21 protein-coding genes are annotated in these 23,357 nt (G+C 66.4%); 3 read left to right on the plus strand and 18 right to left on the minus strand.

Annotated features, from left to right (window positions below; genetic code table 11):
* Nucleotides 1-96: 96 nt before the first annotated feature.
* Nucleotides 97-528, plus strand: coding sequence for a DUF732 domain-containing protein (locus G6N08_RS01150; RefSeq protein WP_163753476.1), 432 nt, complete (start codon nucleotides 97-99; stop codon nucleotides 526-528).
* A gap of 137 nt (nucleotides 529-665) precedes the next feature.
* Here the strand turns inward: G6N08_RS01150 and G6N08_RS01155 are convergent, their stop codons facing one another.
* The 4 genes from G6N08_RS01155 to G6N08_RS20315 all read right to left on the minus strand — a co-directional run bounded on the left by G6N08_RS01155 (nucleotide 666) and on the right by G6N08_RS20315 (nucleotide 5,395).
* Nucleotides 666-1,949: a fatty acid desaturase family protein gene (locus G6N08_RS01155; RefSeq protein WP_163753478.1), complete on the minus strand. Its 1,284-nt coding sequence runs from the start codon at nucleotides 1,947-1,949 to the stop codon at nucleotides 666-668.
* Between the two features lie 89 nt (nucleotides 1,950-2,038).
* Nucleotides 2,039-3,202, minus strand: coding sequence for a ferredoxin reductase (locus tag G6N08_RS01160; protein ID WP_163753480.1), 1,164 nt, complete (start codon nucleotides 3,200-3,202; stop codon nucleotides 2,039-2,041).
* A gap of 124 nt (nucleotides 3,203-3,326) precedes the next feature.
* Nucleotides 3,327-3,827, minus strand: coding sequence for a DUF6912 family protein (locus tag G6N08_RS01165; protein WP_163756503.1), 501 nt, complete (start codon nucleotides 3,825-3,827; stop codon nucleotides 3,327-3,329).
* A gap of 158 nt (nucleotides 3,828-3,985) precedes the next feature.
* Nucleotides 3,986-5,395 (minus strand): WS/DGAT/MGAT family O-acyltransferase, encoded by a 1,410-nt coding sequence (locus G6N08_RS20315; protein WP_170301253.1) that lies wholly within the window; start codon nucleotides 5,393-5,395, stop codon nucleotides 3,986-3,988.
* A 179-nt stretch (nucleotides 5,396-5,574) separates the two neighbouring features.
* Here G6N08_RS20315 and G6N08_RS01180 point away from each other — a divergent pair, with 179 nt between their 5' ends.
* Nucleotides 5,575-6,099: an Rv3235 family protein gene (locus tag G6N08_RS01180; protein WP_163753484.1), complete on the plus strand. Its 525-nt coding sequence runs from the start codon at nucleotides 5,575-5,577 to the stop codon at nucleotides 6,097-6,099.
* An 8-nt stretch (nucleotides 6,100-6,107) separates the two neighbouring features.
* Here the strand turns inward: G6N08_RS01180 and G6N08_RS01185 are convergent, their stop codons facing one another.
* From G6N08_RS01185 to G6N08_RS01250, 14 genes are all read right to left on the minus strand, one after another.
* Nucleotides 6,108-7,265, minus strand: a complete 1,158-nt coding sequence (locus tag G6N08_RS01185; protein WP_163753486.1) for a cation:proton antiporter — start codon at nucleotides 7,263-7,265, stop codon at nucleotides 6,108-6,110.
* A 4-nt stretch (nucleotides 7,266-7,269) separates the two neighbouring features.
* The gene (locus G6N08_RS01190; protein WP_163753488.1) at nucleotides 7,270-7,752 is read right to left on the minus strand and encodes a cation:proton antiporter regulatory subunit; all 483 of its coding nucleotides are present in this window, start codon (nucleotides 7,750-7,752) and stop codon (nucleotides 7,270-7,272) included.
* Nucleotides 7,753-7,927: 175 nt separating this feature from the next.
* Nucleotides 7,928-10,762: a preprotein translocase subunit SecA gene (gene secA / locus G6N08_RS01195; protein WP_163753490.1), complete on the minus strand. Its 2,835-nt coding sequence runs from the start codon at nucleotides 10,760-10,762 to the stop codon at nucleotides 7,928-7,930.
* A 131-nt stretch (nucleotides 10,763-10,893) separates the two neighbouring features.
* The gene (hpf, locus tag G6N08_RS01200; RefSeq protein WP_163753492.1) at nucleotides 10,894-11,583 is read right to left on the minus strand and encodes a ribosome hibernation-promoting factor, HPF/YfiA family; all 690 of its coding nucleotides are present in this window, start codon (nucleotides 11,581-11,583) and stop codon (nucleotides 10,894-10,896) included.
* Between the two features lie 298 nt (nucleotides 11,584-11,881).
* Nucleotides 11,882-12,520: a ComF family protein gene (locus tag G6N08_RS01205; protein WP_163753494.1), complete on the minus strand. Its 639-nt coding sequence runs from the start codon at nucleotides 12,518-12,520 to the stop codon at nucleotides 11,882-11,884.
* 92 nt (nucleotides 12,521-12,612) lie between these two features.
* Nucleotides 12,613-14,361, minus strand: a complete 1,749-nt coding sequence (lpqB, locus tag G6N08_RS01210) for an MtrAB system accessory lipoprotein LpqB (RefSeq protein WP_163756505.1) — start codon at nucleotides 14,359-14,361, stop codon at nucleotides 12,613-12,615.
* Nucleotides 14,362-14,420: 59 nt separating this feature from the next.
* Nucleotides 14,421-16,073, minus strand: coding sequence for an MtrAB system histidine kinase MtrB (gene mtrB, locus G6N08_RS01215; protein WP_163753496.1), 1,653 nt, complete (start codon nucleotides 16,071-16,073; stop codon nucleotides 14,421-14,423).
* Between the two features lie 49 nt (nucleotides 16,074-16,122).
* The gene (gene mtrA / locus G6N08_RS01220; protein WP_163753498.1) at nucleotides 16,123-16,809 is read right to left on the minus strand and encodes a two-component system response regulator MtrA; all 687 of its coding nucleotides are present in this window, start codon (nucleotides 16,807-16,809) and stop codon (nucleotides 16,123-16,125) included.
* 105 nt (nucleotides 16,810-16,914) lie between these two features.
* A complete protein-coding gene (locus G6N08_RS01225; protein WP_163753500.1) occupies nucleotides 16,915-17,547 on the minus strand; it encodes a dTMP kinase in 633 nt (210 codons plus the stop codon).
* Between the two features lie 33 nt (nucleotides 17,548-17,580).
* Complete coding sequence (ahcY, locus tag G6N08_RS01230; RefSeq protein WP_163753503.1) at nucleotides 17,581-19,053, minus strand: adenosylhomocysteinase; 1,473 nt, start codon at nucleotides 19,051-19,053, stop codon at nucleotides 17,581-17,583.
* Between the two features lie 109 nt (nucleotides 19,054-19,162).
* The gene (locus G6N08_RS01235; RefSeq protein WP_163753505.1) at nucleotides 19,163-19,840 is read right to left on the minus strand and encodes a TetR/AcrR family transcriptional regulator; all 678 of its coding nucleotides are present in this window, start codon (nucleotides 19,838-19,840) and stop codon (nucleotides 19,163-19,165) included.
* Between the two features lie 33 nt (nucleotides 19,841-19,873).
* The gene (gene rubB, locus G6N08_RS01240; protein WP_163753507.1) at nucleotides 19,874-20,056 is read right to left on the minus strand and encodes a rubredoxin RubB; all 183 of its coding nucleotides are present in this window, start codon (nucleotides 20,054-20,056) and stop codon (nucleotides 19,874-19,876) included.
* Nucleotides 20,053-20,226, minus strand: a complete 174-nt coding sequence (locus G6N08_RS01245; protein WP_163753509.1) for a rubredoxin — start codon at nucleotides 20,224-20,226, stop codon at nucleotides 20,053-20,055. The genes rubB and G6N08_RS01245 overlap by 4 nt, the downstream gene beginning before the upstream one ends.
* Entirely contained in the window at nucleotides 20,226-21,449 is a 1,224-nt protein-coding gene (locus G6N08_RS01250) for an alkane 1-monooxygenase (protein WP_163753511.1), read from the minus strand. Before G6N08_RS01250 ends, G6N08_RS01245 begins: the two co-directional genes overlap by 1 nt.
* A gap of 556 nt (nucleotides 21,450-22,005) precedes the next feature.
* Between G6N08_RS01250 and G6N08_RS01255 the strand changes: the two genes are divergently transcribed.
* On the plus strand, nucleotides 22,006-23,250 hold the full coding sequence (locus G6N08_RS01255; protein ID WP_163753513.1) for an HNH endonuclease signature motif containing protein: 1,245 nt from the start codon (nucleotides 22,006-22,008) through the stop codon (nucleotides 23,248-23,250).
* Nucleotides 23,251-23,357: the final 107 nt, after the last annotated feature.

Consider the following 23,357-nt stretch of genomic DNA (forward strand, 5'->3'; position numbering starts at 1 on the left):
GTGCTGTCTTGGCCAGCTGACAGCAAATTTGCAGCAGACCCACTGCCGAAGGGCCATACCAAAAGCGGGGGGTGGAATACCCTTGCGCTCAAGGCGATGACAACAACGCCAAATTCATCCCCCAATAGCCCGCGGCCCGCGCTGCCGGGTCTGGCGGTGCTGCTCACGCTGGTGATCGGCATTACTGCCGCTGCCATCGTGTCGGTGTTCTGCTGGAAACGTGATCCCGCAACGCCGACAGGTTCGATCGCGGTTTCACAAAGCGTGTCCCCGCCGCCGAACCCATTAGACCGGGATGGCCGATTTCTGTTCCTGCTGGAAGCACAGGGGCTTCAACTGTCGGGGGGCCGTGACGCCAGCATCAACGATGCGCACGCCGTGTGCTCACGCGTGGCGGCCGGCGAGAGCGAAGCGCAAATCGTCAAAGACATTGTCCGGGGATCACCGGGCATGTCCCCGGACACGGCAGCCGATTTCGCCGACACTGCTATCACCGTGTATTGCCCGCACGGTTCGGAGACCCCATAGTCACAACGCTCGCCCTGCGCGTGCCCGCGTCGCCGGTCCGACGACATCCGGTAGCGCGCCCCCGGTTGCCGGACGCTGGCATATCGGGCACCAAAACCCGCACCCGCAGACCCGCCCCCTTGCTGCGGCAGGCGCGCTCACGCGCAGCGCGACGGCGCCGCAACGGGTGGTGACCCGGCGCGCCTTTGCCGTCGCCAACCCCGCACGGCGGCCATCGCGGTCTTCAGGCCCCGTCGGCGTCCGGTAGCCGGGTCGGTGCCTGTGACACCGGGCGCCAGCTCGGCGAACATCCGCTCACTGCGGGTCTCCGGCGCATTGTCGGCGGTATCACGCAAAAATGTGTCGGGCAGTGACAGTTTCGCGATGGTCCGCCATGCCTTGGCATACTGCAGCAGAAATGAGCCCGTGGTGTAGGGCAGGTCGTATTTGTCGCAGACCTCACGCACCCGCATCGAGATCTCAGCGAGCCGGTTGCTGGGCAGATCCGGGTAGAGATGGTGTTCGATCTGGTGACACAGGTTGCCGCTCATGAACCGCATCACCGGCCCGGCGTTGAAGTTGGCGCTGCCGAGCATCTGACGCAGATACCACTGACCCTTGGTCTCGCCGACCATGTCGGTTTTGGTGAATTTCTCTGCGCCATCAGGGAAATGACCACAGAAGATGACCGCGTTGGACCACAGGTTGCGGATCACGTTGGCGATCGCGTTGGCCGTCAACGTCGATGCGTATGTCGCGCCGGGCGACAGGGCGGTCAGCGCCGGAAACGCGACATAGTCCTTGAACAGCTGGCGACTGGCTTTTCGCATGAACAGCCGAAAACGGGTCCGGGTCTCTTCGGGGGCCGCCCGGCCCTTGACGACTTTGCCGAGCTCCACATGCTGCAAAGCCACTCCCCACTCGAAACCGATCGCCAGCACGGTGTTGAACAGCAGGTTGAACAGGTTATGCGGCTTCCAGCGCTGATCCCGGGTGACCCGCAGCAGGCCGTAGCCCACATCGTCGTCCATGCCCAGGATGTTGGTGTATTTGTGGTGCACGAAATTGTGGTTGTAGCGCCAGTGCTTGGCGGCCCCGAGGTTGTCCCACTCCCAGCTCGACGAGTGAATCTCCGGATCGTTCATCCAGTCCCACTGGCCGTGCATGACGTTGTGGCCGATCTCCATGTTTTCGATGATCTTGGCCATGCCGAGGGTCACCGCGCCGGCCCACCACGCCCAGCGCCGCGAGCCGGCGGTCAGCAGCACCCGGCCGGCCACCTCCAGCCCGCGCTGTGCGGCGATAGTGCGCCGGATATACCGCGCGTCGCGTTCCCCGAGGGAGTCTTCGATATCGCGGCGGATGGCATCCAGCTCCACCGCCAAATTTTCCACATCTGCGTCGGTGAGGTGCGCAAAGACGTCCACATCGGTGATCGCCATCTGTGATCTGTTGCCCTTCCGCCGTTCTAACCCGTCGCTGACCTACGCTATCGTAACCTACGAACGCGTAGGTTACCAGTCAGTAGCCGTTAGATGTCGAGGACACAATCCCCGGATGCCGCCGAGATACAGGTCTGAATCCGGGTGCCGAAGTGGTGTTCAACGCCGGTTCGCAGATCGCGGACGTGGCCGTCCAGCAGGGGGACGACGCAGGATTTGCAGATACCCATCCGGCAGCCGAAGGGCATCCGCACTCCCACGCTCTCACCGGCATCCATCAGTGAGGTCGCCGCGTCGGCGGCAACACTTTGTCCGCTTCTGGCGAAGGTGACCGTGCCCCCCGCCCCGGCAGCCGCTGCCCGCGACACCGCGAATCGCTCCACGTGCAGCCGCTCGCTGATATCCGCCGAAGACCACACTTTCTCAGCCTGGTTGAGCATGCCCTCCGGCCCGCAGACCCAGGTCTGGCGCTCCCGCCAATCGGGGACCTCATCATCAAGCCGGGTGAGGTCGAGCCTGCCCTCAACGCGGGTCGCGCGTATCCGCAACCGGTAACCCGGATGATTTCGGGCCAGCTCGCTCAGTTCGCCGGCAAACATCACGTCGGCTGCGGTCGGTGCCGAATGCAGATGCTCGATGTCGGTGATCTGGTTGCGCCGCACCAATGTTCGCAGCATCGACATGACCGGGGTGATGCCGGACCCGCCGGTGAGGAACAGGATGGCGGCCGGCGCCGGATCGGGGAGCACGAAATTGCCCTGCGGGGCCGCCAGTCGCACAATCGTCCCGGGTTCGACCCCGCTCACCAGATGAGACGACAGGAAGCCCTCGGGCATCGCCTTGACGGTGATGGTGATGGTGCGTGTCCGCCGTCGGGCGCCCTCGGTCACCGGGCTTGACGTGAGCGAATACGAGCGCCACCACCAGCGCCCGTTGACCAGCAGACCGATCCCGATGTACTGGCCCGGCTGGTAGTCGAAGCTGAAGCCCCAGCCCGGTTTGATGACCAACGTTGCGGAATCTGCGGTTTCGCGGCGCACCGCCACGACGCGGCCGCGCAACTCCCGCGCCGACCACAGCGGATTAGCCAGGTGCAGGTAGTCATCCGGCAGCAGCGGGGTCGTGATGCGGGTGGCAATCTTGCGCAACACGTTCCAGCCCGGATGCTTGTCCGCGCCGACCACGGTGGGCTGCGTGGTGTCGACCACGTTCGCGGTGAGGTTTGCCTGTTTCTTGGAGGGAAGGGAGTTCATCGGAAGCTCCTGCTCACGGTGGAATGGCGGCCTCATGCCACTCACGGAGTGCGGCTTCCCGCCCCCGGCGAACTTACGGTACCGTAACCCATGGGCGCAGCTCCAGTCGCACAGCCGTCCGGACTCACAGCAGCTCCAGCAGAAACGGCAGCTCTTGGGTGGCGTACCAGGCCAAGTCGTAGTCCTGAGCGTCGCCGACGACCAGTTCAGCATCTTCGTCGCCGAGATCGGCCGCGTCGATCACCGCCATCGCCGCCGTGACAGCCGGCTCCGCCGCTGCATTGTCGACGAATACGGCGACAACGTGGTCGAGGGAAACCGGTTCACCAAGTTTGACGACAGCATCGTCGAGATCAGGCCGGCATGTGACATCGTTGACATCGGCGACCAGCACCGCGCGTCGCGGCGGCATCTTCTGATCGGTGTCGGCGGCCAACAGCCGCAGTGACGCCAGCGCGGCCTCGCGCAGCGCCACCTCGGCGAGTTCCTCCTCGTCACCGCTGGCGTAGGTTTCGCGCAGCGTCGGTGTCACCGCGAACGCGGTGCCGCCCGCTGGCCACAGTGCACCCTCGGCGACCAGCAGCTGCAGCGTGGCCAAAGTGGCCGGCACATAGACCCGCATCACGGCACCCACATCGGGCTTGTTGTTGACACCTATCAACGGTGCCACAAACGCTTAGCCGTCAGGTGCCCCAGGTCGTCCCCTCAGCACCGGCGAGGCGGCTGGTTGCCGCGCCCCCGGGCAACGCGACGCTGTGGGCGGGCCGCGGCGGCTGCGCCCGCTTACTGCGCGGCTTCCAACAGCTCGTCGAGTGACTCACTGAGCAGCGACGGCAGCAAGTCGACATCGCTCATCGCGTCATGGTCGGCGTTGATCCCGAAATACAGCATCCCGTTGTACGACGTCACTCCGATAGCCAGCGCCTGATTGTGCAGCAGCGGGGGCACGGCATAGGCCTCCAGCAGTTTGGCGCCGGCGATATACATCTGCGCCTGACCACCGGGTGCGTTGGTGATCAACAAGTTGAACATCCTGGCCGAAAAACCGGTGGCCACCCGGATACCCATGGCGTGCAGGGTCGGCGGGGCGAACCCGGACAATGTCAGCATCGTGCGGGCATCGACCAGGCTGCCCGCCACCGGGTGCGACTCGGTGGCGTGAGCGATCTGCGACAGCCGCACGACGGCGTTGCCCTCCCCCACCGGCAGGTCGACAAGGAACGGAATCACCTGACCGATCGCGCGGCCCGGGTTACGCGCATCAAAACGGCTCTCGGGATAGACCGGCATCGGTGCCATCGCCCGGATCAGGGCGGTGGGTGCCAGCGCCTCGCCGCGTGCCAGCAACCAGCCGCGCAGCGCGCCGGTGACCACCGCCAACACCACATCGTTGATATCGCAGTCGTAGCGCGCACGCACAGCCCGGTAATCCTCCAGGCGTCCACGGGCCACGGCCAGTCGTCGATTGCGGGAGACCTGGGCATTCAGCGGGCTGTTGGGGGCGCTGCCACGGGCCCAGGTGCGTGCCCTGCCGACCAGCCGCCGGCCGGCGTTGACGACCTGCCCGGAATTCGTGACCAGCCCGGCGACCGCGGAACCGGCCGCCTGCAGCTGAGCCCGGGGACCGGAGATCCAGTCGCTGACTGCCCCCACCAGCAGCCGGGTCGTGCCGGGGTCGCGCTCGGGTATCCAGATGTCCTCGGGAGCCGGTGGCGGACGACGAGTCCGGTCGACGATGACATGGCTGAGCGCCAGCGCCGTCATCCCGTCGATCAGTGCTTGATGCGACTTGGTGTAGAGCGCAATCCGGTTCTTGGCCAACCCCTCGACCAGGTACATCTCCCACAGGGGCCGTGACTTGTCGAGCGGGCGTGCGGCCAGCTGGGCGATCATGTCGTGCAGTTGCTCGTCGCTGCCGGGTGACGGCAGCGCCGATCGGCGGACGTGGTAGGTGATATCGAAATCGCCGTCGTCGATCCACACCGGCCGCCCCAGGCCCAGCATCACTTCGCGGACTTTCTTCCGATATCTCGGTACCTGCGGCAGCCGCTGCTCGACGGTGGCCAGCAGCGTCTCGTAGCTCAACCCGGTACGCGGGCGGCGCAGGATCGCCAGCGATCCGACATACATCGGGGTGGCCGTGTTCTCCAATCGATAAAAGGACGCATCCGACGCCGACAGCCGGGTCACCATTGCGCCGCTGTCCTCCTTGCTGATTCGGCCTGCCGCGGCATCACTGCCGCCCACGCTAACCGCTACCGGGAGACGGCGGGGGTGACGGTAAACGCAAAAGCGTGATCTGTGCGATGATTACCGCCGTCTGCCACTCTCCAGCAGGCTCGCCCGTCCGACCGACCACTGGAGAGTACCCGTTGACCGACACGCCCAGTCCGCACCAGACATTCGCCGTGGCACCCGTCGTCGACTACGAGCCGGCGCCGCGGAATATCCGCCAATGCCAGCCTGTATCGCCCTGGACGCTGCGGCAGCGGACAGATGCGCCACGCCGGCATCCCAGCCGGCACCCGGCGGCCACCGAGCCGAACGCGATGCCCGCGCCGATGCGGCAGGCGGCAACATTCGCCGACGCCGCGCTGCGGCGAATCCTGGAAGTCATCGACCGGCGCCGGCCGGCGCATCAGCTGCGCCCCCTGCTGGCGGCCCATCTCGTCGAAGCCCTGCTCGCGGGCAACCCGGCAGAGCCCGCACACACCGCGGCCGCGGTGCTGCGCCGAGTGCGACTCCAGCCGGTCGGCCGCAACAACGCCCTCAGCGCCGCCGAGGTGTTCGGCACCTACCGCCGCGGGCATCGGATTCACGCCATCGCCGGTCGCGTCGAACACACGATCGCGGGCCGGCAACCCCGGTGGCAGGTCGTCGCTTTGCACATCGGATAAACCACGTGCTAGGGCAGGCTGGCCTCGGCGGCCCGGGCGGGGCTCCCGGTGACGCGAGCCACCAGCGGTCCGGCGATGGCCATCACGAACACGTACGACATCGCCAGCGCAGCGACCCCGGTGATCGATGAGCCGACCAGTCCAATGATGATCAGCGAGAACTCGCCCCTGGCGATCAGGATGGTGCCGGCACGTACCTGCCCCCGCCGCGCCACGCCGTCACGCCGGGCGGCGAAGATCCCGGTCGCCAGCTTTGTCGCCGCAGTGACAGCGGCCAGCGCGACAGCGACCGGCAACACCGGCACCAGCCGCTGCGGATCAACCGACAGGCCAATTCCCAGAAAGAAAACCGCGGCGAACAAATCACGCAACGGGCCCAGCACCCGACGGGCCCGGTCGGCCGTGTCGCCGGTCAGCGTCAGACCGACCAGAAACGCGCCGACAGCAGCCGAGGCGTGCACCGACTCGGCCACCGCCGCCACCATCAACGTGATTCCCAGTACCCGCAGCAGCAGCTGCTCGGAATCCGGGTGCGTCACCAGCCGCCCGACATGGTGGCCCCAGCGATAAGACGCCGAGACCGCAATCCACAGGGCGGTGACGGCGGCGGTCATGCTGCCCACCGCGTGCCACCAGCGACCACCGGACGCGACCACCGCGAAGAACGGCAAGTAGCCCGCCATCGCGAAATCCTCCAGCACCAGCAACGACAACACGGCCGGTGTCTCCCGGTTACCCAGCCGGCGCAGATCCTCCAGCAGCCGCGCGATCACACCCGAGGAGGAGACATAGGTGACACCGGCCAGCGCGAGGATGCCCACCGAGTCGAGTCCCACCAGCCAACCGGCCAGCGCGCCGGGCGTGGCGTTCAGGGCCACGTCGACCACCGCGGACGGCAGGTGGTGACGCAGGCTGCTGGCGAATTCGGTCGCGGAGAACTCCAGACCCAAGGTGAGCAAGAGCAGCACGATGCCGATGGGTGCGCCGGTGGTGATGAATTGGCCCGCAGCGGCCACCGGTACGATGCCGCCGTTGCCGAGGGCGAGACCGGCCAGCAGGTACACCGGGATCGGAGACAGCGCGAAACGGCGTGCACCAGCACCCAAAAGCGCGAGCGCGGTCAGGACGGCGCCGAGTTGCAACAACAGCGCCACCGAAATTTCCACCAGCTCAGCCCTTGTCGATAATGTGCTCGACCCCGGCGATGCCCTCTTCGGTGCCGATCACCACGAGGACATCTCCGGCGCGCAGCACCTCCGTCGGCGCCGGCGACGGAATCACGTTTTTGTCGCGCACAATCGCCACGATCGAGGCGCCGGTGCGGGTGCGCGCGCAGGTCTCGCCCAGCGGGCGGTCCACAAACCGGCTGCCCGGTTCGATGTCGACCTGGCCGACATCGAGTCCGGGAACTTCGCGGGTCAGCTCGGTGAACCGTTCGGCGATCCGCGGCGCGCCCAGGATCTGGGCGACGGCGTCAGCCTCGTCGTCAGTGAGGTAAAAGACCGGCCGAGCCTGGTCGGGGTCGTCGCGGGGATACAGGCAGACCTCGAAGTCGCCGCTGCGGCGGGCGACGATGCCGACCCGGTCACCGTTGCGGGTGGTGAACTCATACCGCACACCGATGCCCGGCAGCCGTACCTCCTTGACATCCATGCACCAATCCTTCACGACGGGCTGCGAGAGCGGCAATTCAGCGCATCCACAGACCGGTCCGGCGGGTGCCGGTCCGCCGAGAACCCGCTGCGCGCACCGAGGAACACCTCAGCGGAGCGGGCCAAAAGTTAGTGTCGCGAAACCGATTTCGATGGTTTCGCAGGTCTGCGCGACGCTAGCGCTTCTTCACCGGTTTCAGCGGCTTCGCCCCGCGGCCTTGACGGCGTGCAGCTTCACGTCGTTCGCGCCGGGTGGTTCCAGCCTGCGCCTCCCGCTGCGAACCATCCCCGCTGCGCTGGATTTGAGCTGAGCCGTCTTCGGACGGCCCGGTGTAGGTCAATGCACGGGTCTCGTCCTCAACTCCTCTGGCGCGCAACGTGCTTGGCGCGGTCTGGCTTGCACTGCCCGCAGCGCCCGCCACCCGCTGCTGCGCCGCAGCGGCTGACGCTGTCGCGAACTCGGCGAGGTCCTGCGGCTCGGCTTCCGGCGGCGGCTGCGGGGCGGGCACCGCTTCGACGGCAACGTTGAACAAGAAGCCGACCGACTCCTCTTTGAGGCCGTCGAGCATGGCCATGAACATGTCGTAGCCCTCACGCTGGTATTCCACCAGCGGATCACGCTGGGCCATGGCGCGCAGGCCGATGCCCTCCTTGAGATAATCCATCTCGTAGAGGTGCTCGCGCCACTTACGGTCGATGACGTTGAGCAGCACACTGCGTTCCAGCTGGCGCATCGCACCGTCGCCGGCGAGCGCCTCAATCTCGGCTTCCCTTGCGGCGTAGGCTCGTTCGGCGTCTTTCAGCAACGCGTCGAGCAGTTCGTCGCGGGTCAGCTCACCGGGTTCGCCGACGGCGTCGGAGTCAATCAGATCCTTATGGTCGATGCCCACCGGATACAGCGTCTTGAGCGCATCCCAGAGCTTTTCCAGGTCCCAGTCCTCGGCGTAGCCTTCCGCGGTCGCCCCGTCGACATAGGCGGTGATCACGTCGCGGACCATCGACAGCGCCTGCTCCTTGAGGTTCTCACCCTCCAGGATGCGGCGGCGCTCCGCATAGATGACCTTGCGCTGCTGGTTCATCACCTCGTCGTATTTGAGGACGTTTTTGCGGATCTCGAAGTTCTGCTGCTCGACTTGGGTCTGGGCGCTCTTGATCGCGCGGGTGACCATCTTGGCCTCGATCGGCACGTCATCGGGCAGGTTCAGCCGGTTGAGCAGTGCTTCCAGCGCGGCGCCGTTGAACCGGCGCATCAGTTCGTCCCCCAGCGACAGGTAGAACCGCGACTCGCCGGGGTCGCCCTGGCGACCGGAACGCCCGCGCAGCTGGTTGTCGATCCGGCGCGCCTCGTGGCGTTCGGTGCCCAGCACGTACAGCCCGCCGGCCTCGATCACCTCCTTGGCTTCCGCGGCGGCCTCGGCCTTGACCAGGGGGAGCTCCTCATGCCAGGCCCGCTCGTATTCCTCGGGGGTTTCCAGGGGATCGAGTCCCCGCTCGCGCAGCCGTTTGTCGGTGAGAAAGTCGACGTTACCGCCCAGCACGATGTCGGTGCCGCGACCGGCCATGTTGGTGGCGACGGTGACCGCCCCGCGCCGGCCCGCCTCGGCGATGATCCCCGCCTCCTGTTCGTGATATTTGGCGTTGAGCACGTTATGCGGGATGCGCCGCTTGGTCAGCAGCCGCGACAAATACTCGGATTTTTCGACGCTGGTGGTGCCGATGAGCACCGGCTGGCCCTTTTGGTAGCGTTCGGCAACATCGTCGACGACCGCGAGGTATTTGGCTTCCTCGGTCTTATAAACCAGATCGGACTTGTCCTCCCGGATCATCGGCTTGTTGGTGGGGATGGTCACCACCCCGAGTTTGTAGATCTCGTGCAGCTCGGCGGCTTCGGTCTGCGCGGTGCCGGTCATGCCGGCCAGCTTCTCGTAGAGCCGGAAATAGTTCTGCAAGGTGATGGTGGCCAGCGTCTGGTTTTCGGCCTTGATCTCCACCTGCTCTTTGGCCTCGATGGCCTGGTGCATACCCTCGTTGTAGCGCCGCCCGTAGAGCACCCGGCCGGTGAACTCGTCGACAATGAGCACCTCACCGTTGCGGACGATGTAGTCCTTGTCGCGGTGGAACAGCTCCTTGGCCTTCAGCGCATTGTTGAGGTAGCTGACCAGCGGCGAGTTGGCGGCCTCGTACAGGTTGTCGATGCCCAGCTGGTCTTCGACGAACTCCACCCCGGCCTCGTGCACACCGACCGTGCGCTTGCGTAAGTCGACCTCGTAGTGGACGTCTTTTTCCATCAGCGGCGCGATCCGCGCGAACTCGGCGTACCAGTTGGTGCCGCCGTCGGCGGGGCCGGAGATGATCAGCGGGGTGCGCGCCTCGTCGATCAGGATCGAGTCGACCTCGTCGACGATGGCGTAGGCATGGCCGCGCTGGACGCATTCCTCCAGCGAATGCGCCATGTTGTCACGCAGGTAGTCGAACCCGAACTCGTTGTTGGTGCCGTAGGTGATGTCGGCGGCATAGGCTGCGCGGCGCTCGTCGGGACCCATTCCGGCCAGGATCACGCCGACGTCCAGCCCCAGGAACCGGTGCACCCGCCCCATCCACTCGCTGTCGCGTTTAGCCAGGTAGTCGTTGACGGTGACAATGTGCACGCCCCGGCCGCCCAGTGCGTTGAGGTAGGCGGGCAGCACCGAGGTCAGGGTTTTGCCCTCACCGGTTTTCATCTCGGCGACGTTGCCGAAGTGCAGCGCCGCAGCGCCCATCACCTGCACATGGAAAGGACGCTGATCGAGCACCCGCCAGGCGGCTTCCCGGGCCACCGCAAACGCCTCGGGCAGCAGGTCATCGAGGCTTTCCCCGTCGGCGTGGCGCTTGCGGAACTCGTCGGTCTTGGCGCGCAGTTCGGCGTCGGTGAGCTGCGCGACGTCGTCGGCGAGGGTGTCGACATAGTCGGCGACCTTCGCGAGACGCTTGACCATGCGGCCTTCACCAAGGCGCAGCAACTTCGACAGCACAGCTGGTCCCCTATGGGTCGAACGGATCCGTCGGACAAATCTCGCGGAATCCATCCTAGGTGACATCGTGTTGCGGACAGCCGTCAACGACCGGTGTCGGCATCCCGGCCGGCCCGGCGGCCCGGCCGGCCTCAGGCGAGCCTGATCAGACCGTAGTCGTAGGCGTGACGGCGGTAGACGACCGACGGCCGGTCGGTGTCCTTATCGTGAAACAGGAAGAAATCGTGGCCGACGAGCTCCATTTCGTAGAGCGCGTCATCGACCGACATCGGCGTGGCCGGGTGCTCCTTGACCCGCACGATCCGGCCCGGCTCGTGGTCGGTGACGGCGACGTCCAACCCGGGTGACTCCGTGGGTTGGATCCCGGTACTGGCGGGGTCGTGATCCGGCGGTGTCACCGCCGCGGCGACCTCGCACAGTGACACGGGGGTTTTGTCGCCGTAGTGGACTTTGCGGCGATCGTTGACCCGGCGCAACCGGTTCTCCAACTTGTTGACAGCGGTCTCGAACGCGGCGTAGAAGCTGTTCGCGCAGGCTTCGCCGCGCACGACCGGTCCGCGGCCGCGTGCCGTGATTTCCACGTGCTGACAGAATTTGCGCTGGCGGCGGTTGGGTTCATGCTCGAGTTCGACGTCAAAAAGGTAGATGGTCCGGTCGAACCGCTCCAAACGGGCAAGTTTCTGCGAGACGTAGGTGCGGTAGTGATCGGGAATCTCGACGTTGCGGCCCGTGACGACGACCTTGGCGCGGGGCACCCGTTCATCGCGCTCCTGAACCCCAGCTCCTGGCCCCTGATCGGAATCCACGGTTTGCCTCGACATGCGCATCAACTCGTCTCTTCTCCCTCAGCACGCACAGGGCGTGTCCCGGCTTGCCATATCCGTCCGGCGGGAGTTGCGCAATCGCCCGCAGTCCACCCGCCGGTGACAGGTATCGACAATCACCTCCTAGCGCTATCGGTGAAATGGCGCTCAACCGCGGAGGATGTGTGGCCGTGCGGCCTTCACGGGTGTCTAGCTCGACGGTAGCCGGTGTTCACCTGGACGTGCTAGTGCTTTCCCGGACCTGTTGCACGTTATTCACGTCCGCAAGCCTGACAGGTGGCGCGCCGGGTTGGGCTCATGCCGCCGCCAGGGTGAGCACCCCGGTCACTTGCAGGCCGGCCGACCGCAGGACGCGGACCGACTCGCGCGCGGTCGCGCCGGTAGTGACGATGTCATCGACGAGCAGCACCTCGCCGGTTTCGGGCAAAGCCCGCTGTCGCAGCCGCACTCGGCCCGCGATATTGCGCTCACGGGCGGCGGTGCCCAGGCCGACTGAGTCGCGGGCTGAGGCCGTCATCCGCAACGCCGCGATCACGGTGATCTGCGGGTGCCGCGCCACCGCGGTGGCCGCCATGCGGCAGACGGGGTCACCGCCGCGGCGCCGCGCCGCCCACCGTCGCGTCGGTGCGGGCACGAGCGTCAGCGGGGTTTGCACCATACCCCAGACCAGCAGCCGGTGCACACCGAGGGCCAGGGCGCGCGCCAGCGGTGCGATGAGGTCGGAGCGGCCGTGCTCTTTCATCGCGACGATGGCGCGCCGCCGCGCGCCGGCGTACCGCCCGAGGGCAAACACCGGCACGTGCGGGTCGATGCGCGGGCTGACCACGCGCGGCTGGTCGGGCCCGACCTCGAACTGCCGGGCGCAGGTGTCGCACCAGCGGGTGGCCGGTGCACCGCAGCCGCCGCATTCCAGCGGAAGGACCAGATCGAGCACGGCTGCAGTGTGCCGCGCCGGGGTGACAGCGCCACCCCCCGCCGGCTGGCCGGACACCGCCGGGCACCGCCGGCCGCTCCCCGGTGCACCGCTCAGCCCGGCAGCACCGGCACCGCCCCCGGCACCGCGAACCCGGGCACCTCCGACCAGATTTGCTCGCTTTCTGCGGCGGAACTGGACAACTGCACCACCCCGCGCGGATCAGCCACATATACCGTCGACGGGTTCGCCGCGATCGTTGAGACCGGAGTCTGCAAACCCCGGTTGGGCGCATCGGAGTTCACCCCGTCCAGGTTCACATACGACACCGGATGGGTAGGGTCGGTGCGGCTCACCACGATGTCGTCGCCGGTCCGCCACGACAACGACACCACCGAAGAGCCCAGCCCGAACCCCAGCCGTCGCGGGTAGGTCAGCGCGAACTGACCCGCCTGCGTTTGTTCGACACTGGCCAGGATCACCTGCCCCTGGATGACCATCGCCGCCCGCGTCCCGTCCCGGGACAACTGCAGCTCAGCGATCGGACCCGGGAAGCGGCTGGACACCGCACCGGAATCGACCGGAATGCGCGCCGGCTGCCCGGAGGCTGGTTCGGCGAAGGCGCGCAGCACAGTGTTGCCGTCGACAACCACCCACACCGCGTTGTCAAGCGACCAGCTGGGCCGCGACAGGGTGTGACCGTCTGCGGCCTGCACCGCCTCACCGCCCAGATTGCCGATCCACAGGGAATCGGCCCTATCCGGAGCACCGGGCCGCTGGGTCACCACCGACGCCACCTGATGCCCATCGCGTGACACTGTGGCGGCGGTCTGATCCGGCGTGCGCCCGAACGCTCCCGGCACCGGGGCGGAATGCTGTCCGTCCAGCGCTACCAGCGAACCGCCCACCAGCGCGTGCACTCCGGCGCCGGCGCCGTCGGCCATACCCGGATCGGTGGCCGCCACATCAGATGTCGTCCACCCGTCGGCGAACCGGTCATCGAGCGGCGCACCATCGGCGTTGATCACATACGGCCCCTTGATATCAGCGCGGGCCAGTGTCCAAATGATTTGTGCAGCAACCAAAAGCCGGCTGTGCGGGTCCGTGGTAGACAGGTTCTGCAGATCCACCCGTGCCCCGGCGTAACCACGGCCCACGCCGCTCTTCCCGCCGTCGGCGCGGGTGACCGGACCGCTCAGCCGCAGCGGCGGCGCGAGCAGATTGTGCACGGCGTGGGCCATCTCCGGACGCGGACCGGCGATCAGCTTCGAAACCAGCTCAGTGCCCAGCTGATCGCGGTCGGCCACCGCGATATAGCGGGGGTCGGGAACCATGGTTTTACCGGTAGGGTCGGCGAAATAGAGAATGTGGCGCTTGTAGGTCGCCTGAAACTGCTGCCAGTCCAAGAACACGCCGTTCGGTAACCGGTTGATGCGCCATCCGCCCGTCGTCTTCACCAGTTCAATCGGTCCCGGGTCCGGCAGCGCGCCCTCGGCGGTCTCGAACACGCCCATGTCGGAAAGAGATCCGAGAATATCAGCTCGCATGGTTACTAAAACCCGTTCCGCGCCACGGGTTTCGACGAACACCACATGGTCTATCAGCAGCGCGCTTCCCCCATCATCCCACGCATTCGATGCCGACTGGGTGAGAAACTGGCGAGCCGCCAGGTGCCGGTTCGCCGGATCTGCTGTGGCCTTGAGGAATTCGCGCAGCACCATGTCGGGATCCATACCCGGGGTGGGTTTGGGCAGGTTCGACGGAGCCGCGCGTTCCACCGTGCCAATGGCCTGCGGCGCCGACGAGCTGGGCACTCCGGCACAGCCCGCCAGCAGCACCGCGGAAAACAGCACAGTGGCCAGCCACCGCCCGGCGACGGTGCGGGCCGCAACGGCGCGGGCCGCGCAATCGGGCCGCCGCACTAACCGCTCCTTTCGGCGTGCTCCCGCCGGCGGTGCGGACCCGGTTCGGGAGCAATCGGTTTCAGCGGAAGGGGGCTGGTGGTGACCTTGTGTCCGCGAACCAGCGGAAGTGTCAGCCGGAAGCAGGCACCCTTACCCGGCTCCCCCCACGCCTCCAGCCGGCCCTGATGCAGCCGCGCGTCCTCGAGGCTGATCGCCAGCCCCAGCCCGGTGCCACCGGAGCGCCGCACCCGCGAAGGGTCCGAGCGCCAGAACCGGCTGAATACCAGTTTCTCCTCGCCGGGCCGCAGCCCGACGCCGTAGTCGCGCACCGTGACCGCGACGGTGTCCTCGTCGGCGGCCATCCGGATCCGCACCGGCTTGTGCTCGGCGTGGTCGATCGCGTTGGCAATCAGGTTGCGCAGAATGCGTTCGACCCGCCGCGCATCGACTTCGGCTATTACTTGGGTCTCGGGCATGTCCACGATCAGCTTGACGCCGGCTTCCTCGGCTAGATGGCCCACATTGCCCAGTGCGCTTTTGACCGTTGCGCGCAAATCGACCGATTCGACCGACAGCTCCGCCACCCCCGCATCATGGCGGGAGATTTCCAGCAGGTCATTGAGCAGTGACTCGAAGCGGTCCAGCTCGCTGACCAGCAGCTCGGTGGAGCGTCGCAGTGCCGGGTCGAGGTCATCGCTGTGGTCATAAATCAAGTCGGCGGCCATCCGCACCGTGGTCAACGGTGTGCGCAGTTCATGGCTGACATCGGACGTGAAGCGCCGCTGCAGGTTGCCGAACTCCTCGAGCTGGGTGATCTGCCGCGACAGACTTTCGGCCATATCGTTGAACGACACCGCCAGCCGAGCCATATCGTCTTCGCCGCGCACCGGCATCCGCTCGGAAAGGTGTCCCTCAGCGAACCGTTCAGCGATCCGCGACGCCTGCCGGACCGGCACCACCACCTGGCGGGACACCAGCAGCGCGATGGCCGCGAACAACCCCAGCAGCACCAGCCCGCCGGTGGCGATGGTGCCGCGCACCAGCGCAATGGTGGCCTGCTCGTTGTTGAGCGGATAGATCAGGTACAGCTCCAGGTTGGTGACCCGGGACGACGTCGGCGTGCCGATGATCAGCGCCGGCCCGGAAAACGCCTCGGTGTGCACCGTCGCGTATTGGTAGGCCACCTGCCCGGCCTTCACGAAATCGCGCAACGCCGAAGGCACTTGGTCGATCGGTCCGGCCGTGGTCGCGGCGCGGGGCCCGTCACCGGGGACCACCAGCGCAGCGTCGAAGGCGCCGGCGAGCCCCGGTCCCAGGGCCGGGTCGGTTTTGGATGTCAAGGTGTTGCGGGCAAGTTGCAGACTGCTGTCGAGCGACCGTGCCTCCTCACCGCTGACAATCCCGCTGACGGTGTTGCGTGCCCGTTCGATTTGCTCGGTGGCGGCCTTGAGCTTGACATCAAGTACGCGGTTGGTGACCTGACTCGTCAGCACGAACCCGAGCACCAAGATCACCGCGAGCGAAAGGCCCAAGGTGAGCGACACCACCCGTAACTGCAACGAGCGCCGCCAGGCAACGGCAACGGCCCGCCGCAACGCACTCATACCGCGGGTCAACGGGCCGGAACGGCCCCACCGACTGCGAAGGCGCCGCCTCGAGCCCAGGATCACCGGCGCCGCTCCTCCGCATCGCTGCGGTCTGCACCGTCGCCGGTGCCGATCACGGGGGTCCGGCCTTGTATCCCACTCCTCGAACGGTCAGTACTACCTGCGGGTTTTCCGGATCTTTCTCCACCTTGGCCCGCAACCGCTGGACATGCACGTTCACCAAACGGGTGTCCGCGGGATGACGGTATCCCCACACCTGTTCGAGCAGCACATCACGAGTAAACACCTGCCGCGGTTTGCGTGCCAGCGCCACGAGCAAATCGAATTCCAGGGGCGTCAGCGAGATCTGCTCGCCATTGCGGGTGACCTTGTGCGCCGGGACGTCGATATCCACGTCGCCGATCGACAGCATCTCGGCGGGCTCGTCGTCGTTGCGCCGCAACCGCGCCCGCACCCGCGCGACCAGTTCTTTCGGTTTGAACGGTTTCATGATGTAGTCGTCGGCGCCCGACTCCAGGCCCAGCACCACGTCAACGGTGTCGGTCTTGGCGGTCAGCATCACGATCGGAACCCCGGAGTCCGCGCGCAACACCCGGCACACGTCGATACCGTTCATACCGGGCAGCATCAAATCCAGCAGGACCAGGTCGGGGCGCAACTCACGCACCGCAGTGAGCGCCTGGCTGCCGTCGCCGATGACCGCAGTGTCGAAACCCTCCCCGCGCAGCACAATGGTCAGCATCTCGGCGAGCGAAGCGTCGTCATCGACGACGAGAATCCTTTGCCTCATGGTGTCCATGGTGTCACCAGATCGCGACAAAACTCAGGTACTACACGCGCGTTTCTTCGACGACCCGGCCGAATCTGTCGGCCGAGCCGCCGGCCGGCCGGCGCGGAACCCTCGTCAGCCGCCCCACAGGGTCCCGGCCAGCCGGCCAGGGTCGACGCCGGCGTCGACGACCAACCAGCGCCCGCCCCACCCGCTGGCCGCCAAAGCCGCATAAACCATGCCGGTGCGCTGCTGCAGACCCTCATCGTGTTCGTAGAAGTCACGTGGCCGGTTTGCCTCCCGCTCGGCTCGGCGCCGGGCCCGCTCACCAGCCAGTTCAGTTGAAACATCAAGCAACACTTGTAAATTCGGCTTAGGTAGCTGCAGCCGGTGGTATTCGATGTCGTGCACCCAGGCCACCACCTCGCCGGTCGCTTCCTGACGCAGACGCGCCGCGCTGTATGCGGCGTTGGAGGCCACGTAGCGGTCGAGGATCACCACGTCATGGCGGCGGCACAATTCGCTGATGTGCGCCTTCGCTTCGGCGCGGTCGAAGGCGAACAGCAGCGCCATCGCATACACCGAAGACGCCAGATCACCGTGCCGGCCGTGCAGCGCCTCGCCGGCGATATCGGCCGCCACCGAGTGCCCATAGCGCGGGAACGCCAACGTCGCGACCGAGGTTCCGGCAGCCTCGAACGCCGCCCGCAGCCCGTCCGTCAGGGTGCGTTTACCGGCGCCGTCCACCCCTTCGATCGCGATCAACACTGACGCGAGCCTAGCGCCCCGCCGCCCGGGCGCTCAGTAACGATAGTGATCGGCTTTATACGGCCCGTCGACGTCGACGCCGATGTATTCGGCCTGCTCTTTGGTGAGCTTGGTCAGCTTGCCGCCAAGCGCCTCGACGTGGATGCGGGCAACCTTCTCGTCGAGGTGCTTGGGCAACCGGTACACCTCGTTGTCGTACTCGTCGTGCTTGGTCCACAGCTCGATCTGGGCGATCACCTGGTTGGAGAAACTGTTGCTCATGACGAACGAGGGGTGCCCCGTCGCGTTACCCAAGTTCAGCAGCCGGCCTTCGGAGAGCACGATGATCGAGCGGCCGGTGTCGGGGAAGGTCCACTGGTCGACCTGCGGCTTGATGGTGGTCTTGATCGCTCCGGAACGTTCCAGCGCGGCCATCTGGATCTCGTTGTCGAAGTGGCCGATGTTGCCGAGGATGGCCTGATCCTTCATCCGCCGCATGTGCTCGAGCGTGATGATGTCCTTATTGCCGGTCGCGGTGACGACGATATCCGCCTGGTCGATGACATCGTCGACCGTCTTGACCTCGTAGCCCTCCATCAACGCCTGCAGCGCGTTGATGGGATCGATCTCGGTGACGGTGACCCGGGCGCCCTGGCCTTTCATCGCCTCCGCGCAGCCCTTCCCGACGTCGCCGTAGCCGCAAATCAGCACGCTTTTGCCGCCGATGAGCACATCGGTGCCGCGGTTGATGCCGTCGATCAGCGAGTGCCGGCAGCCATATTTGTTGTCGAATTTGGATTTGGTCACCGAGTCGTTGACGTTGATCGCCGGGAATTTCAGCTCCCCGGCCGCGGCGTACTGGTAGAGCCGCAGCACACCGGTGGTGGTCTCCTCGGTGACACCCCGGACCGACTCGGCGATCCTCGTCCACTTGGTCTTATCGGTCTCGAAACGGTTGCGCAGCCGGTTCAAAAACGCTTTATATTCGGTCGAGTCGTTCTCGTCGGCGGGCGGCACCACGCCGGCCTGCTCGTACTGCATACCGCGCAACACCATGAGGGTGGCGTCTCCGCCGTCGTCGAGAATCATGTTCGCCGGTTCACCGGGCCAGGTCAGCGCCTGCTCGCAGGCCCACCAGTACTCGTCAAGTGTTTCGCCCTTCCAGGCGAACACCGAGGTGCCCTTGGGCTCCTCGGGGGTGCCGTGTGGCCCGACGACCACGGCGGCGGCGGCATGGTCCTGGGTGGAGAAGATGTTGCACGACGCCCACCTGACCTGTGCACCCAGTTCCAGGAGGGTTTCGATCAGCACCGCGGTCTGCACGGTCATATGCAGCGACCCCGAAATCCGGGCACCCTTCAGCGGCTTCACGTCGGCGTACTCACGGCGCAGCGACATCAAACCCGGCATTTCGTGCTCGGCCAGGCGGATCTCTTTGCGACCGAAGTCCGCCAGCGACAGGTCAGCGACCTTGTATTCGATTCCGTTGCGGACGTCGGCGGTCAGTGTCTTCTCAGTCGTCGTCATAGTGAGTACCCAATCGTTAATCGATCCAACTACTTAGCTAACGTACACATTATTGCGCGGGGTGCGGTCCGCCGACGATGTGCCGCACCGGCCGGACGCGCCGCGAGACCTATGGCTGCGTTGCATCCCGGGCCGGGCGGCCCATCTGATCACAGAAGCCTCCGTAGCGTTCGGCCGCCGGGGTGAACAGGCGCGCCAGGTCGGCCGCGACGTCGTGATCGGCCTCCGGCGGCATCGACACATAGCTCATCGCCAGCCGCACGATCGCACGCGCCAAAATGCCGGCATCGTCATCACCGGCCTTGATCCAGCTGTGGGTAAACAGCGCGGTAAGCCGCGCAGAGCAGTGGGCGATGATAGGGGCGCTGTCAGTGGTGATCAGTTGCAGCAGATCGGGTTTGGCGACTCCGCTGAGCAGTGAGATCACCAGCGGATCGGCCGCCGATTCGGTGAAGAATGTCCGAAACCCCTGGAGGAATGCGGCGTAGATGTCGCCGACATTGGCGTTGATCGCATCGCCGACCGCGTCCACCAGGCGGTCGGCCAGCCGCAGGGCATAGCCTTGCGCGAGCCCTTGCCGCGACCCGAACTCGTTGTAGATGGTCTGCCGGCTGATACCCGCCGCGCGGGCCACATCGGCAAGGGTGATCGCAGACCAGTCGCGGGTCATCAGCAGGTCACGCATGGCGTCCAGCACCGAATCGCGCAACAGCGCCCGCGACGCTTCGGCGTACGGGACCCGTCTCACGTGCGCGACACTAGCGGTGATCGCGCCGCTCCTGCTCATCGCTGCGCTCCGCATCGCCGCCGGCAGGGCTACTCACGACCGCGCCACCTCCACCATCTCGAAGTCGGATTTGGCCGCGCCGCAGTCCGGGCAGCTCCAATCGTCGGGAATGTCGTCCCAGCGGGTACCCGGTGCGATGCCGTCGTCCGGCCAGCCCAGCGCCTCGTCGTACTCGAATCCGCACTGGATGCAGCGAAACAGCCGGTAGTCGTTCATGAGTGTGCTCCTATCGGTTCGAAGTCGACCTTCTCGCGCACCCCGCAGTCTGGACAGCACCAGTCCTGCGGGATGTTCTGCCACGGTGTGCCTGCCGGAAAACCCTCCCGTGCAGCACCTTTGGCTTCGTCGTAGACGTAGTCGCAGACGGGACAGCGGTAGGCGGCCATCACGCCGCTGCCCCGTAGCGGCCCAGGATCTGCTCCCGGCGGCGCGGATGCAGGTTGGCTCGGGTGATGTCGCCGCCGTAGTGGGCCAGCACCCGCTTATCCATCACCCGCCGCCACAGCGGCGGAAGATAGGCCAGCGTGATCATCGACGCATACCCGCTGGGCAGGTTGGGCGCGCCGTCCAGGCTGCGCAGCGTCTGGTAGCGCCGGGTCGGGTTGGCGTGATGATCGCTATGGCGCTGCAGATGGTAGAGGAACAGGTTGGTCACCAGATGGTCCGAGTTCCAGCTGTGTTCCGGTGTGCACCGTTCGTAGCGACCGGTCGCCGTTTTGCGGCGAAGCAGCCCGTAGTGCTCGAGATAGTTCACGGTTTCCAGCAGCGAGATACCGTAGACCGCCTGGATGAGCACGAAGGGGATCAACGCCGGGCCGAACAGCGCAAGCAGCACCCCCCACAGCAGCACCGACATCAACCAGGCGTTCACCACGTCATTCGACGGGTGCCAGGGGCTCTTGTTCAGCCGGCGCATCCGCTGGGCTTCCAGCCGCCATGCCGAGCGCAGGCTGCCCACGACGCTGCGCGGCAGAAACTCCCAAAACGTTTCGCCGAAACGGGCCGACGCCGGGTCGTCGGGGGTGGCCACCCGCACATGGTGGCCGCGATTGTGCTCGATGTAGAAATGCCCGTAACAACTCTGCGCCAGCGTGATCTTGGCCAGCCAGCGCTCGACAGCCTCCTTCTTGTGCCCCATCTCATGAGCGGTGTTGATACCCACCCCGCCCAGCGCACCCACCGAGAGGGCCACACCGATTTTGGCCGGCCAACTCAGCCCGCCGTGATAGCCGAGCCAGCCCAGGTCCGCGGCGGTGAACAGACAGGCGCCCACGATCACGCTGAGGTACTGAAACGGGATGAAGGCGTACGTGCAGTAGCGGTAGTACCTGTCGTTCTCCAGCCACTCCATCGCCTCGTCGGGCGGGTTCTGGCCGTCCGGGCCGAAACGCAGGTCCAGCGCCGGCAACACGAGGTAGAGCAGGACCGGGCCGATCCAGAACAGCGCCTGCGAGACACCAAGCCCGCCCAGCCGGTTGATCCCCCACACCAGCGGCAGGATCACGAGCAGCATCGTGGGCGCAATCAGCCCCAGCAGCCACAGGTAACGCTTCCTATCGCGCCACACCGCGGCATCGTGACCGGGTTCCGCGGGTGCACCGGCAGCCATAACGTCAACCTCCCTGGTCTCCACACCGTAGTCCGTGTGGACAATATCGGGATTTTTGTCTTTTGTCTAGACATATTTATGTCTTTTGTAAAATCTCGGCGCCTGCCCGGCGCACCGGCGAACGGGATGGCGGTACCCCAAGGCCGTCCTCGTCATGTGCTGATGGCGCGTGCAGCGGAGGTCGACGTCGTGTTCCCCGGCCCGTTCGAGGACATGGCGGCTGCGGGAATTCCCATCCCCGCGTCGCCTGGCGCGCAGCCCGGACCGCAACGTCGATCTCCGACGTCAATGCCACCTGCCAGGCCCGTCTGCCACACGCTCTTTCCGACCACCAGGTGACTGAGCGCCGCGGCGACGGCCCAGACATCCTCTCAGCAGCAGTCCACACCATGGGCCGGCTCCAAGCTCCCGAACAAGAACACCGCACGAGCAGACACCACACTCCACGGAAGACCGCTCAAACTCAGGGATCACCATGTGTCCCAGTCGGACCCTCGGATTCGCCCGTGGACTCACACCGAGGCTCAATGTCGGACCCGGTTGCGATGATGTCGGTATGTCGTTGACCGCATCGTCTGCCGCGCCGGTGAGCCCTGCCGGGCGCCTGGAGGTGTTGTTCGAGGAATTGGCGCAGTTGGCCGGTCAGCGCAATGCGATTGACGGGCGCATCGTGGCGATCGTCGCCGAGCTGGACCGCGAGCAGCTGTGGGGGGCGACGGGGGCGCGGTCGGTGGCGGCGTTGGTGGCCTGGAAGCTGGGGGTGTCCTCGGCCAATGCCCACACGATCGCCACCGTGGCGCGCCGGCTTAACGAGTTTCCGCGTTGCGCGGCGGGCCTGGCCGAGGGGCGGTTGTCGCTGGATCAGCTCGGGGTGATCGCGGCGCGGGCGGGTGAGGGCTCCGATGCGCATTACGCGGCGCTGGCGCGGGTGGCCACGGTCAACCAGCTGCGCACCGCGGTGAAGCTCGAACCGCGGCCCGAGCCTGATCCTGCGCCGCCGCCGCAGCGCTCGATCACCAAAACCAGCACCGAGGCGTTCACCTCGTGGCGCATCAGGCTTCCCCACGATGAGGCGGCGATGTTTGAGGCGGCGCTGGCGTCGCATCGGGAGGCGCTGATCGCCGAGTGGACACACGATCACGGCAATGCCGAGCGCATATCGATGAATTGTCCCCCGGTGCCTGGCAGTATCGAGGCGTTTTTGCGCCTGGTGCAGACCGGCTGGGACGCTGAGGCGGTTCGGCGCCCGCACGGGCAGCACACCACGGTGGTGGTGCACGTGGACGTCACCGAGCGTGTTGGTGCGCTGCATGCCGGTCCGTTGCTGAGCGACGCGCAACGCCGATACCTGACCTGTGAGGCCAGCTGTGAAGTCTGGTTCGAACGCGACGGCGAGGTTATCGGCGCCGGCCGGGCGACCCGGGTGATCAACCGGCGGCTGCGCCGCGCCCTCGAGCACCGCCACCCGATGTGCGCGGTGCCCGGCTGCGGGGCCACCCGCGGCCTGCACGCCCACCACATCCGCCACTGGGAAGACGGCGGCCCCACCGAGTTATTCAACCTGGTGTTGGTCTGCCCATATCATCATCGGTTACACCACCGTGGGGGGATCACCATCGCCGGAACCGCCGACGATCTGACCGTCACCGACCGCTCCGGGCGACGCCTTCACGCAGGATCCCTGGCACGCCCACCCACCAAACCCCCACCCGCTGTGCCGCCGTGGGCCGGACCCACCGGCGAACGCGCCCACTGGTGGTGGTATGAGCCCTTCCAACCCCACCCACCCCCACCCAACTAGCCCGGCCAAGGACAGGTGCCAACAGCTTGAGGCTGACCACACTCGCCGCTGACCGACGCCGCGATACGCGCCACGGCGGGGCTCACGCCAGACCCGGCGTGCGATGG

The organism is Mycobacterium botniense, from assembly GCF_010723305.1.
Classification (GTDB): Bacteria; Actinomycetota; Actinomycetes; order Mycobacteriales; family Mycobacteriaceae; genus Mycobacterium; species Mycobacterium botniense.